14 protein-coding genes are annotated in these 12,471 nt (G+C 41.1%); all 14 read right to left on the bottom strand.

What is annotated here, in order from left to right; all coding sequences use genetic code 11:
- Positions 1–60: 60 nt before the first annotated feature.
- Positions 61–819 carry an iron ABC transporter ATP-binding protein gene (locus AC4IFT_RS07445; protein ID WP_490734284.1) on the bottom strand — a complete coding sequence of 253 codons (759 nt, stop codon included), beginning with the start codon at positions 817–819 and terminating at the stop codon, positions 61–63.
- Between the two features lies 1 nt (position 820).
- Positions 821–1,810 (bottom strand): iron chelate uptake ABC transporter family permease subunit, encoded by a 990-nt coding sequence (locus tag AC4IFT_RS07440; RefSeq protein ID WP_490750985.1) that lies wholly within the window; start codon positions 1,808–1,810, stop codon positions 821–823.
- On the bottom strand, positions 1,797–2,759 hold the full coding sequence (locus AC4IFT_RS07435; protein ID WP_219244742.1) for an ABC transporter permease: 963 nt from the start codon (positions 2,757–2,759) through the stop codon (positions 1,797–1,799). Before AC4IFT_RS07435 ends, AC4IFT_RS07440 begins: the two co-directional genes overlap by 14 nt.
- Before the next feature lie 3 nt (positions 2,760–2,762).
- Positions 2,763–3,731, bottom strand: a complete 969-nt coding sequence (locus AC4IFT_RS07430; RefSeq protein WP_490734281.1) for a siderophore ABC transporter substrate-binding protein — start codon at positions 3,729–3,731, stop codon at positions 2,763–2,765.
- Between the two features lie 356 nt (positions 3,732–4,087).
- Complete coding sequence (locus AC4IFT_RS07425; RefSeq protein WP_219244744.1) at positions 4,088–4,360, bottom strand: helix-turn-helix domain-containing protein; 273 nt, start codon at positions 4,358–4,360, stop codon at positions 4,088–4,090.
- Positions 4,361–4,374: 14 nt separating this feature from the next.
- A complete protein-coding gene (locus tag AC4IFT_RS07420; RefSeq protein WP_490734278.1) occupies positions 4,375–5,202 on the bottom strand; it encodes an MrpH family fimbial adhesin in 828 nt (275 codons plus the stop codon).
- A gap of 17 nt (positions 5,203–5,219) precedes the next feature.
- Positions 5,220–5,750: a fimbrial protein gene (locus AC4IFT_RS07415; RefSeq protein WP_490734276.1), complete on the bottom strand. Its 531-nt coding sequence runs from the start codon at positions 5,748–5,750 to the stop codon at positions 5,220–5,222.
- Complete coding sequence (locus tag AC4IFT_RS07410; protein WP_490734274.1) at positions 5,750–6,238, bottom strand: fimbrial protein; 489 nt, start codon at positions 6,236–6,238, stop codon at positions 5,750–5,752. The genes AC4IFT_RS07415 and AC4IFT_RS07410 overlap by 1 nt, the downstream gene beginning before the upstream one ends.
- Positions 6,239–6,249: 11 nt before the next feature.
- On the bottom strand, positions 6,250–6,801 hold the full coding sequence (locus tag AC4IFT_RS07405; RefSeq protein WP_490750984.1) for a fimbrial protein: 552 nt from the start codon (positions 6,799–6,801) through the stop codon (positions 6,250–6,252).
- The gene (locus AC4IFT_RS07400) at positions 6,794–7,375 is read right to left on the bottom strand and encodes a fimbrial protein (RefSeq protein ID WP_490734270.1); all 582 of its coding nucleotides are present in this window, start codon (positions 7,373–7,375) and stop codon (positions 6,794–6,796) included. Before AC4IFT_RS07400 ends, AC4IFT_RS07405 begins: the two co-directional genes overlap by 8 nt.
- Before the next feature lie 16 nt (positions 7,376–7,391).
- Positions 7,392–8,144, bottom strand: coding sequence for a fimbria/pilus periplasmic chaperone (locus AC4IFT_RS07395; protein WP_490751061.1), 753 nt, complete (start codon positions 8,142–8,144; stop codon positions 7,392–7,394).
- Positions 8,145–8,174: 30 nt separating this feature from the next.
- The gene (locus tag AC4IFT_RS07390; protein WP_490750983.1) at positions 8,175–10,865 is read right to left on the bottom strand and encodes an outer membrane usher protein; all 2,691 of its coding nucleotides are present in this window, start codon (positions 10,863–10,865) and stop codon (positions 8,175–8,177) included.
- 20 nt (positions 10,866–10,885) lie between these two features.
- Complete coding sequence (locus tag AC4IFT_RS07385; protein WP_490734264.1) at positions 10,886–11,437, bottom strand: fimbrial protein; 552 nt, start codon at positions 11,435–11,437, stop codon at positions 10,886–10,888.
- 97 nt (positions 11,438–11,534) lie between these two features.
- On the bottom strand, positions 11,535–12,062 hold the full coding sequence (locus AC4IFT_RS07380) for a fimbrial protein (RefSeq protein ID WP_490734262.1): 528 nt from the start codon (positions 12,060–12,062) through the stop codon (positions 11,535–11,537).
- Between the last annotated feature and the right edge of the window lie 409 nt (positions 12,063–12,471).

Genomic DNA, 12,471 nt, shown 5'->3' with positions numbered 1-12,471 from the left:
ATTTCACAAATATGAAACTCTCCCCGTCAACTAACGGGGAGAGTTTCTGAATTAGTGATATCAATAATACAACGCGATGAACTGATTATCCACCTGCTTAATCTCAACTGGCGTATCAAAAATATCCTCAATAATTTCGGATTTCATGATCTCTTCGGGTTTGCCATGATAAGACAATCGTCCGTTTCTAAGTGCCACAATGTAGTCTGAGTAAACAGAGGCAAAGTTGATATCGTGGATCACTAAAATAATGGTTTTCCCCAGCTCATCCGCAGCGCGGCGCAATAACTTCATCATGATCACGGCGTGCTTCATATCGAGGTTATTTAAGGGCTCATCCAGCAGCACATATTCGGTATCTTGGCATAAAACCATTGCGACATAAGCGCGTTGACGTTGCCCGCCTGACAATTCATCTAAATAACGGTGGCGTAAATCAGATAAATTCAGGAAAGACAGTGATTCGTCAATTTTCTGTTTATCTTCAAGGTTTAAACGCCCTTTAGTGTAGGGATAACGTCCAAAACCAACTAGCTCTTCCACCGTTAAACGGCTCGCAAACTGATTTTCTTGGCGCAGAACCGATAAACATTTGGCTAACTTATCACTTGGCGTTGTCGAAACATCTAGTTCATTGACCTTAACATAGCCACCTTCATCAGGCGTTAATAAGCGCCCAATAATCGACAATAAGGTTGATTTTCCCGCACCATTAGGCCCGATAATCGAGGTGATACCGCTATTTTTGATCGTTGTTGTGACGTTATCTAAGACTTTAGTATCCTGATAACTTTTCGATATCTGACTAATTTCAATCATACTAAAACCTTCTTAACACCATGTAAATAAAGAATATTCCGCCAACAAACTCAATAACAACAGACAACGTTCCCGCCATATTTAAGCCATATTCAAGGACGAGTTGCCCGCCAATCAGCGCGATAACACCTAATAAGAAAGAAACAGGTAATAAATAGCGGTGTTGGCTGCTACCACTAATAAAGTAAGCAAGGTTTGCCACCATCAACCCTAAGAAGGTTAAAGGCCCAACCAAGGCGGTTGAAATAGCCACTAAGATGGAGATCAGCAGTAAAATAACGGTAACTTGCTGGCGGTAATTAATCCCTAGATTCACGGCATTGGCTTGCCCTAATGCCAAAACATCAAAGCAGTAACGCATCCGCCATAAGAGAACGCCAACCACAACGGTAATCAGCAAGGTAAAGAAAATAAGCTCGGGCGTACCTCGAGTGAACGTCGCAAACATGCGGCTTTGTAAAATGGAAAACTCATTTGGGTCCATTAAACGCTGGAGTAACGTTGCCACACTGCGAAATAAGGTGCCTAAAATAATACCAACCATCAATACAAGGTTGATATTCATTTTTACAGAAATAAACAACCAGCGGTAAAGTAGAACCGAAAACAGCACGAGCAACGTCGATTCCAACAGGAATTTACCAATATTTAACAGCCATGAAGCGGGGAAGCTATCGGTATAAAAAATAAAGATGGTTTGCAACAAGACAAACAGAGCTTCAAGCCCCATGATTGATGGCGTCAGTATTTTATTATTTGCGATAGTTTGGAACAGTACCGTCGATACCCCCGCGGCAAATGCCACAACAATCATGGTCAGCACAATATAGCCACGATGCGGCAGAATATACGCAAGGTTATTGCCTAGATTGATTGTCATATAAAGCACAATGGATAGCAGCGATAAGGCCAGTAATACCCATATTCTTTGCAGTGGCGTTAACCCTTTTTTAGGTTTTGCTAACGCAATTGCGGAATTAACTTTTTGCATAACGTTGTTGCTTCAACAGTAAATATAAGAAAATAACCGCCCCAACTACCCCTAAAATCACACTTGCTGGGATTTCAAATGGATAGCGGATTAAACGCCCAATAATGTCGCACAGTAAGACTAAACCGCCGCCCGCAATACATATCCATGGGATGGTTTTGCGAATGTTATCCCCCATCACTAAGCTCACAAGATTTGGAATAATTAAGCCAAGGAAAGGTAACGCGCCCACTACGACAACCACCACTCCGCTAATCAGAGCAATAATGGATAAACCGATGGTCATGACTTTACGGTAATTGAGGCCTACGTTAATGGAAAATTCACGCCCCATACCTGCAACGGTAAAGCTATCGGCAATCCAGCAGGCAATTAACGTTAGAATGCCCACCAGCCACAATAATTCGTAGCGGCCTTGAATGATGCTTGAAAAGTCACCGCTCATCCATGCGCCAAGGGACTGGAGTAAATCAAAAGAATAGGCAGTGAAAATAGTGAGCGCACTGATAACCGCACCTAACATGATCCCCACTAATGGCACTATCAACGCGGATTTTAAAATGACACGGCGCAATAACATCATAAACAGCATCGTACCAACTAAGGCAAATCCGCTGGCAACCACCATTTTTGTCATGATACTGGCAGCTGGAAACAAGATCATCACGGCCAATAAACCTAAACTGGCAGACTGTGTGGTACCCGCAAGAGAAGGCTCAACAAAGCGGTTTTGGGTGAGTAATTGCATGATAAGCCCTGCAACGCTCATGGCACTGCCGGCTAGAATTAAGGAGACGGTTCGAGGAATTCGGCTAATAAAAAAGATGTCTTGCATCTCTGGGTCGGTAAAAAGCGAAACGGGTGACACGTCACCCGCTCCTACAAACAAGCTTAATACCGCTAAAACCAATAACGCGATAATTCCACAAAAAAGATAAAGCGTTTTCATCGGTTATTTTGCTTGGCTCTTCTCTAGTGCAGTATTGATATCATCCATTAATTTGGAATAGGTTTGGATACCGCCTGCGATGTATACCGCGGTTGGGTCAAGGTAAGTAATTTGGCCTTTCTCCCAAGCGGCTGTTTTTCTCACTAATGCGTTATCAAGAACTTCCGCAGCAGGTTGCGCATCTGCTTTGCCAATCGCGCTATCGCGGTCAATCACAAACAGCCACTCTGGGTTTAATTTTACCAGTAATTCAGCATTGACGATGTTGCCGTGGCGACCCGTGTTTTCTTCAAAGACATACGCAGGCTCGAAACCTAACACGTCAAAAATAAAGCCAAAACGTGAACCTGGGCCGTAGGCTGAAATCTTACCGCCACTGACTAAGATCACCATTGCTTTACCCGCAGTCGGCGCTTTAGTTTTGATGCCATCAATTTTGGTATTGAAATCGGCAATCAATTTTTTTGCTTCTTCTTCTTTACCAAACAGGGCGCCAAGCTCGTTAGTGCGCTCAGTTAAGCTGCCGATAAAGTTTTTGTTGTCGATATCTAAAGAAATTGTTGGTGCAACGCCGCTCAGTTTGTCGTACGCGTCACGGGCACGGCTGCCACCTAAAATCAGGTCAGGTTTTGCATTACTTAATGTTTCATAAGCGGGTTCAAACAAGGTTCCGCCATTGACATATTCAGAGCCACTGTATTTGGTTAAAAATTCAGGAAAGCGGACGTTGGTTTGTGGAACACCTGCAACTGGCGCACCTAGTGCATCCATGATATCCAGTGTTTCCATGTTCATCACAATCACTTTCTGTGGATGGCGAGGAATTTCAGTTTTGCCTTGCACATGTTCAATCGTAATGGTTTGTTTCTCTGCCGCTTGGGTTGTCTCTGGCGTTTCTTTTGTGTTATCACAACCCGCTAAAACTAAAGCAGATAACAAGGCAAGGCCTGAAACTAATGATTTTGCGAACATCTCATTTCCTCCATCCATCTATAAAAGTGCTGACGATAAAATATCAACGTCTCGAAGAGGAGGTATCTTACACGTTATTAAGCGCTAATGATATTAGTTTGCATTTGCATTTGCCAAAAAGGTGTTTGAACGCACAAAATCACCAATTCAATGAACGGAGGGCCAATAAAGATAAGGATATTTATGGAATTATTCGAAAGGAAACTATTGAAATAATGGATATTCACTGCCCTGCTGTCGGGCAAAAATAAATAGGCTGAGTCTTCAACTACACTTGCTTTCTGACGGGTTAATTACAACGAACGACAGAAACTATAATCCCAGCCTATTTATCATTAATAGCAATTTAAACCTCATTAATGAATATCATCTAGCTGCCCATTTTCGGTGAGCTGCGAGCTGATATCTTCTAGGAACCAATCAATCGGTGTTCCCATCAGAAATGAAAGCTTAAATAGATGGAACAGGTCAATTTTGATCTTCCCTCTTTCATAACGAGAGATTTGTTGCTGGCTGACACCTAATAGTTGAGCCAATTGAAAGCCGGTATAACCCAGCTCTCTGCGTTTTTCTAAGATCCTTTGACCGACCATATAATGGATTTTTTCACTACCGTTTTCTGAATACATATTTTCACCATTTATTAAGGTACAGTTAGAATAAGGGCGGCACCACCTCTAAAAGCTCCGGGTTGAACGCGCCCATTAGTGCCTAGTTTTGCTTTAAGTTGTATAGTATTTGTCGCCCCCCCGGGTACATATAAACTATAACCATTTTCACCAGGTGTATTGTAATCCCCTAAAGTCAAATTAGCATATAAGCTACCATCACTACGTAGGTTTTCTCGGCTATTTGTCCCTGAAACCCCTGTAGCAATCACCAATACACTCATCGGTAGGTTACAGTAGACACTAACGGTCACCTCTCTAGTTTGCCCTGCTAACTCTGCTTCGCTAATTGAACCAAAGCTGAGGTCTGGAATATTATCATTGATTTTACAAGCCCCTACTGGTGGCGGCGCAATACCACATAAAGAACCCGGTATCATATAACCGCCAGCATTTACTGAGGTCCCTTGAGTTGGCTGGAAAAATAATCCAACACACTCTTGGTTTGAGTTCAATGCATCACCGTCGTGACGTGTTTGGTTTCTAAAAGGTAAAGCATGCACCCTTAAAAAGGCATTTCTGACATCATTCATTGTTGCCAGTCCTGTCACATTCACTGCTTGAAATGTTGATACTCCTGGAGTTCCGGAAGCAGTATGCTTATGATTAATCGTGACATAGCAAGTAGGATAATTACACCTATAAGGAGTATTCGGTGGATATTCATCCCAACGCGCAATTTCAAAGGTGTACGTTGCGTGAGCTGATGTCCCATCCGATTCTGTTATATAAGAAAAAATTGCCGCTGATGCAGATGATGAAAATATGACTGCACCGAATAACACTGATAAAAACACTTTCATAGTAATTCACAGCCTTATTATTCATAATCGAGTTTAAATGTTGCCACCGCACTGTAAGGCCCAACCTTAATTGACTTATTTGCAATCGCGTCTGGCTCACCTTTTAAATAAGCGTAAAAACGTAATTGGTTTGATCCGTCTTGTAAGGTAATTTTGGCGCCCTTATCTTCCATTTTTAGTGGCGATTTGTCTGCACTTTGTAAACCAACGGCAAACCCTGAAGCTACACTACCTGTTGATAATGCGAGAAAACCTGGTAGTGCAATGCTTTGAGTTCCCGAAAAGGTCACTTCTACCCATTTGCCAATACTGGTGTCGCAATCAGCCAATTTAATCACGAATTCTTTACTCTGGGTTTCTCCGTATGCGTAGAAGTTTTTTTCTGGTGTATCAAAAAAATCCATCACAATACTTTCATCCCCAGGTAAAATCGTACAAGGTTCTTCCACTAAGTTACCTGTAATTCTTAAATTATCTGGTATTGCTAACGCAGCACTGGCATTAACAAGCAAAGCACCAGCGAATGTGACCGTAATTAGCTTATTCATTATTGGTACTCCGCGAGTAATGTCCCTATTGCGCTAAAACTACCCTCAGGCAATGTCACACCCAGTTTTTTCACAGGAACAACCTCCAAAATAGGTGGTTGCCCATAAGTAATTTTAATTGGCTTATTCAGTTCAAAACCTTGGCCATTTTGCATAATACGCATACCAAGATTGGGAATATTGGTTCTCAATGCTGAATCATCAAATGATGATTTATCTCCTTTAATCGTCAGCATTAAATCCCACCCCTTTAGATTGTCATCACACTTAAGCTCATAATTAATGGGTTTTGTAAAATTAATGCCATCAACCTTATGTAACCCAATGTCTTTATATTCAATCAAGTGGACTTTATCTTCAAATACCGTGCATGGTGGTGGAATAAGCAACGTTCCTGTGAATTCAACATTATCAGCAGCAAACGCTATACTGACTGGAAATGTACATAAGCTAAATATCAGAGGAAAACTTTTCATTTTTTTATGCATTGTCCATTTCCTCACTGATAATCAAGTTTAATCGTAACACCAGCTTGAAAAGGGCCACCGATGTTCAATACTGTCGACATATCACGAACAGGCATAGCATGAAATTGCGGTGCATTCGGGTACACAAACTTCACTTCTTGGTTTAATCGCAAGCGATTTCCGTTATACGAAAACCCAACACCTAAGCCAGAAATATTCGTTTTCACCGCACGGGTTGGATCAAAATTCGCAGGATCCCCCACCAATGTCATTTTCATTTGTTCCGTCGGTCTTTTATCGCACACAATGTTGTAATTAATCGGTTTACTGTATGCTACGCCATCGATACGGGTACTCATGACTTCCTCAAAATCTACCTTAATCACTTTGTCGCCATTAATTTTACAAGGCGGTGGTGCAAGTACGTACCCCGTTATTGGCACAATCACCATACCTGGAGTTGCACGTGTATTCGCTAGAGGCTTTGTGCGTGATTGAGGTAAATCTGCATACGACACCGATGTCAAAAGCATTCCAGCGAGGCATGATGTCAACAAATACCGCGGCTTATTAAAATCAATCATAATCCACCTTAAAGTCCATTACCGCGCTGAAGCTTCCTTCCGTGAGCTTTTCCGGTGTTCTCACTGGTGTGACAAAATATTGAAGAGAGCCTTGAGGCGCATCGAGAAACTGAGGCCGTCCTTGGCTACCTAGTCGAATGTCTTCTCCTTGTGCATCAGTCACTTCCAAAGCTAGACCTGATACGCCTTTAACACTTAACATTCCTGGGTAGTATTTATTGGATACCGCAACAAAAGAGACAGAGACAACTGGCTGGATAGCATCCCATGTTGGAGTATCAGTTCTGACATCCGTCAATCGACTTTGAGTTCTAATACAATTACGGAACTCTAATTCGAAAGAAACTGGCTCAGCTCTATCACCCGGTTTACGCAGCGAAGAAGAAGGGATCTCCCCCAGAGACACTTCTTGGCGCATTGACTTCGTCACATCCATCGTACAAGGTGCTTCTGTCATCATGCCATTGACTGTCAATGTTCCATGTAAACCATCTATATCAAAAGAGTCAGCTCCAGCTGTAAATACAGGTGCTAAACTAAATACGATAGCGTTAAACAGGAGAGTCCTTTTCATGTGCTAAGCTCCGTTATTAATTTGTCGCTGATTCAACTTTGCATGAGGTACCAGCACAGCTAAACGTCAATTTTGGTCGGCCGCCGTAGTCGTTGATATACGTTAGAACAGGTTTTGCTCCCATCGCACTGGCACTGCCTTTAAGCGTTCCACTGGATTTAGGTGATACCATTAGCGGTTCAAATTTTCCGACTGTATCGCCACCAACTTTTGAGCTTGCATCTACAATAGTGACAAAATAAGCGGTTGGATTATTAACCTCATAGGCATCACCCTTACGTGTTAAGGTGATCTTTTCTTGCCATGGGTTTTCTAAATCAGTTCGAGTTGCATATAACGCTTTTGGTCGATAAAACAATTTAATACGCGTTTGTAGAGCAATTTGTAGAACATTTGGCTCTGTACTGCGAGGTGGAATCTCACGCAGGTTAAAATAGTAAACACTCTCTCTATCCTGTGGTAATCGAGCAACGTCAGGAAGAGATTGAATTTTAACTTGGCTACTTTCGCCTGCCTCTACACGTTGTACTGGTGGTAAAACCGTTAATGGTGACTCAATTTTGTTACCATCAACATCTTCAAGCCAACCTTGTGCAAGATAAGGCAAATCCTTGTTTTCATTTTTAATATTTAAACTGATGGTTTTATCACCACCATTAAAAACAACACGTGTTCTGTCCAATGCAATAGCGGCTAAAGCTTGGCCACACAAGACAGCTGACAACGTAAGTGTTGTTGTAATAAAAGCAATCTTTTTAATATTCATAATTACCAACTCTTTAAAAATCAAATAACTCGGTTACTCAAATAAATCAATATTTTGAACAAGCTCTGGTGGCTTTAATAACCAACGTTGACTAGGCTCTACTCCCTGTTGAATCGGGGCTGGAGCTACCCGTTTAGCAGGTTGTCCGACCGGTACGCTTTTCGCTGGAACAAAACCAGTTGCTGCACTCGGATTATTTGTACATGGCAGTAATAGTGAGTTGAAATCAGCAGTTTCAATATTTTCAGGCACTTGTACCTGACACTGAACACTACCATCCCAATACACATCTAAAACTTCATTCGCTTTCACACCTGAGAGATAAATAGAGCCATTATCGGTAACGATTCCCATCTCTCTATTTTTCTCATTTTTTACTGTTGCACCAAACGGAGGATGGCTTCCATCTGCTAACGCCAATCTCACCATGGTTTTTAAACCAGCTAACACTTCAAACTCACGATAAGCAACCGCACCTTCTGTGAGAGTGGCTTGTTGAATCGTTCTTATCGCCTCAACATTATCAGGCAGTTTATTAACATCAATTTTGGTACTTGTACGGTAATAATCACTCACATCTGCAACAACTGCTTTCCCGAAGCGGTTCGTTCTGGTTGTTGGGCCAAAACCTTGTACAGGTACATCAACAGCATCTTCCGTGCTTACCATGATACGGCTTCCACCTGGGGAGTTGATGCGATGCAATGCTGCTCCGTAACCAGTTACTGTCGCACCACCTTGTAAAGAGAATGCTGCGGATGATGTGTCTCCATTGATATAACTGGTACTCGCTGTCAGACTTGCCATATCTGCATCACGGTTATAGTATGCATCAACAGTTCCACGACCACGGGTACTCACCCCTGAGCCCACTCGGTAGCTACTTTTATCATCAATACGGTCGTAGTAACTGACGGTATGTGAGTTACCATCTCTCGAAACATAGTTACTGTAGTTGACAGTCGCTGCATCCGCCCAAGGCATAGACAGGTTCATATACATACCGTCATCATTTTTACTATTATCGAATTTGTTACGGAACGCGGATAAACTTAAGTTGATGTTTTTAAAACGGCCAATATCAAAATATTTTGCAATAGAAAGGTTGTAGCGTTTCGCCGCTGGTCGACTCCAATAAGTTTCATGGCTATAGTTGAGGTATGCCGTTAAATCTGCCGTAGTAAAGTATTTATTAAACGTAATGGTATACAGCTCTTTACTATTATCGAACGTGACGCCTCTATAACGGCGGTCTAAGTATTGGTTCATACTCATAAAGTCGCGTTCAGAGAATCGATACCCAGCGAACGTTACCTGGCTGTCATACTCTTCGAAACGTTTTGAATAGCTCAGTCGATATGAAGCCCCAGAATAAATTTTGTCTTCCGTTTTCAGTTTTGCTCGTGATTCAGTGACATCAAAAGAAATTGCACCAAAAGCCAGCAAATCTCGACCAATACCTAGTGATAAGGCGTTATAGTCGCCTGCACCAAGTGCACCACCAAATAATGACCAACCATTGGAAACCCCCCAACTGAATTCACCCGTGACAAACCCTTGCCCTTCAGTTTTGTGATCCATATTGTTGGGACGACCACCCGCGATTTTAAATAACACTGAGCCAGGTCGAGTCAAATACGGTATTGAGGCCGTATTCATTTGGAATTCTTGTACAGAACCATCTTGTTCTTCTACACGAACATCAAGTTTGCCGCTAACCGCATCACTTAAATCTTGAATACGAAAAGGCCCTGGAGCAACTTGAGTTTCATACAGCACTCGTCCTTGCTGTGATACAGTCACTTTCGCATTTGTTTTTGCCACCCCAGTGACTTCAGGAGCGTATCCACGTAGATTTGGTGGCAGCATCCTTTCATCAGAAATTAAGCTAGCCCCCATATAACGGAAAGAATCAAACAATCCGGAACGCAAAAATTGCTCACCCATTGTTAGCTTTGCGTTAAGTTCTTTTACCGCTCGGTAAGCGTAATATTGGCTCCAATCCCAATTTTTATCCGTAGATTGCCCATTAATGCGATTATAACTTGCTTGCCAATCGGCACGGACACGCCATGCACCTAGGTTAAAACCTGTTGTCCCATTACCTGTCAACGAGTGTGAGTTAGCAGAATCGGTCGGTCTTTTAACGTTAGCATTCAAGTTATAGTCAAAAATTAGGGCTGGTACCCCTTCATCCCATCGAGATGGAGGATCCCAGTTGTCAGAAGTAAATTCGACATACGCTTGTGGGACAGTAATAGAAATTGTTTCTTTTGGTAAAGAGCCATTTACTGTCATTCCAGGGATGCTTTCTATATTTAAGCATTGTCCGTTATGAGCAAATTCAACATTCTTTTTCCATTCACTACGTAATGAAATATGATCAACAATTTCTGGTGTTAAGCATGGTTCAGTCATACTTTCATCACCAGCAATTGGCATATACTCAACGTCGTAAATATCCGCAAGATCACGGTTATTTAAATTGATCTTAAATGGGTATTTCCCCGGCATCACATATCCAGCGCGAGAGAATTCACTTAAGGAAATATTGCTTTTATCCTGAAGGTCTAAAATATCAGTGTTAAACTCAATACTATCATTATTCGCATTAGCGAAATTAATATGAGCAATCGCAAAAAACACCATAGTAGCAACAGGTGTCAAAAAATAGCTTACTGAGTTATTAGATACTTTATTTTTACTTTTTAATGACAGAGCCATAATAGTCCCTTAGTAATAACTCAGTAATAATCCATCTTGAAACGGATAGTGGTCTGATAATTCCCTGGTTTTAAACGTTTATTATTAGATACAACACGAACGTTATAATTTAGCGTGTTCGAGCCAACTTTAATCGGTAAGTCAGGCATCGCTTTACCAGGTATTGCAACATTTCCATTAGAATCAGTGATTTTTACTGATAATCCATTTGCATGTCCGAAAACATCAAAATTGCGGCCATCAGTTGGACCATCAAATGTAATATTGAAAAATTGCCAATTAGGTTTTCCAGGAGTTGCCGGTGTTAAGACACAATTGATAAGACGGATAGAAAAGTCACGAGTCGGGCTTTCTCTATCTTGTATTATCTGACTAATAGGCACAGTAGTTATACTAACTGATTGATCTCGACTATCTGCATCGATTGCACAAGGGGTTTCAATAATTGACCCACCCATGCTTACTCTTCCATCTATAGGTCCCGACGCTCGAGAAATTTGATTTTGCGCACTAACAGTTGGGGCAAATATTATCCCTGAAAGCACCATGACAATTATGCCAAAGTGATTCATAGTGACTCCATTTCAGCTTAATGGTTAGTTTTGACTTAATAATTAGTTTCAACTCATTAAAATTAGTGCCCATACATCCTTGTACGGGCGATACCAATTACTGGTAGCTTAGAGCAAATGTTGCAATTGCATCGAAGTCACCTGGTACAGCTGCATTAGCTGCATCACCTTGCAGGTAAGCAGAGAAACGCAGTGTGTTATTACCAGCAACTAACATTTGGTCAGCTGATTTGTCACCCAGTTTGATTTGGTTGCCACCACGGTCAGTAATCACGATAGCTGCGTTTTTAGCAGTACCATTGATTGCTAATGAACCCGCTTTGATTGCGCTTGGAGCACCAGTGAAAGTTGTGTTTACAGATTTCAGAGTTGTGATATCACAACCTTCCAGTTCGATATCAAAGTTACGTGGAACACTTGATTTACCTGCGTTTAACAGGACAGTTGAGATAGCGCCGATTTGTACTGCTTTTGCGCCACTTAAGTCAGTGTCTTTGATAGAACATGGTGCATCAATGATGCTACCTTGGAATGTTACAGTACCTGTTCCTTGGTTTGCAGAAGCAGAGCCAGCAGCAACAGCCAGACCAAAACCTAATACTAAAGCAAGTTTATTTAATTTCATTTTATACATTTCCATTAGATAAAAAGACAACACAAATTAAAATAACGAGTTATTATTAATCTGATTATTTTAATTTTTTCTTAAACTATGTTTGGTTAGTAAACATTAAGGATTGATACTATAACCTTTCCTATTTATCAAACTCCGTCAATAAACCAGATAATTAAATAGTGTATCAATGCGGAGCCATTATTATATCTCAATTTAATTATGTCAAATCACAGCAATAATTAAACTCTCATTACGTAAGTTAGTGAATTATATATAATAACCCCAAAAACCTTATCGACAAATACTCTATTACAGGATAAACAGACAAATAAACCTCAATACAAATGCTATATTTTCAATAAAAAACCACAAAATAACATCATTCAATAATAATAAAGTTTTTTATACTCATAAAACG

Source organism: Providencia sp. UF-183, assembly GCF_058246155.1.
Note: the sequence above shows the minus strand (reverse complement) of the source record. Positions and strands in the feature narration are given on the sequence as shown.

Excerpts from the sequence above, each read along its gene's own strand:
- AC4IFT_RS07405 (WP_490750984.1), bottom strand. The coding sequence starts at position 6,801 with ATGATTGATTTTAATAAGCCGCGGTATTTGTTGACATCATGCCTCGCT.
- AC4IFT_RS07440 (WP_490750985.1), bottom strand. The coding sequence starts at position 1,810 with ATGCAAAAAGTTAATTCCGCAATTGCGTTAGCAAAACCTAAAAAAGGG.
- AC4IFT_RS07445 (WP_490734284.1), bottom strand. The coding sequence starts at position 819 with ATGATTGAAATTAGTCAGATATCGAAAAGTTATCAGGATACTAAAGTC.
- AC4IFT_RS07380 (WP_490734262.1), bottom strand. The coding sequence starts at position 12,062 with ATGAAATTAAATAAACTTGCTTTAGTATTAGGTTTTGGTCTGGCTGTT.
- AC4IFT_RS07400 (WP_490734270.1), bottom strand. The coding sequence starts at position 7,375 with ATGAAAAGGACTCTCCTGTTTAACGCTATCGTATTTAGTTTAGCACCT.
- AC4IFT_RS07420 (WP_490734278.1), bottom strand. The coding sequence starts at position 5,202 with ATGAAAGTGTTTTTATCAGTGTTATTCGGTGCAGTCATATTTTCATCA.
- AC4IFT_RS07390 (WP_490750983.1), bottom strand. The coding sequence starts at position 10,865 with ATGGCTCTGTCATTAAAAAGTAAAAATAAAGTATCTAATAACTCAGTA.
- AC4IFT_RS07410 (WP_490734274.1), bottom strand. The coding sequence starts at position 6,238 with ATGCATAAAAAAATGAAAAGTTTTCCTCTGATATTTAGCTTATGTACA.
- AC4IFT_RS07435 (WP_219244742.1), bottom strand. The coding sequence starts at position 2,759 with ATGAAAACGCTTTATCTTTTTTGTGGAATTATCGCGTTATTGGTTTTA.
- AC4IFT_RS07385 (WP_490734264.1), bottom strand. The coding sequence starts at position 11,437 with ATGAATCACTTTGGCATAATTGTCATGGTGCTTTCAGGGATAATATTT.
- AC4IFT_RS07425 (WP_219244744.1), bottom strand. The coding sequence starts at position 4,360 with ATGTATTCAGAAAACGGTAGTGAAAAAATCCATTATATGGTCGGTCAA.
- AC4IFT_RS07430 (WP_490734281.1), bottom strand. The coding sequence starts at position 3,731 with ATGTTCGCAAAATCATTAGTTTCAGGCCTTGCCTTGTTATCTGCTTTA.
- AC4IFT_RS07415 (WP_490734276.1), bottom strand. The coding sequence starts at position 5,750 with ATGAATAAGCTAATTACGGTCACATTCGCTGGTGCTTTGCTTGTTAAT.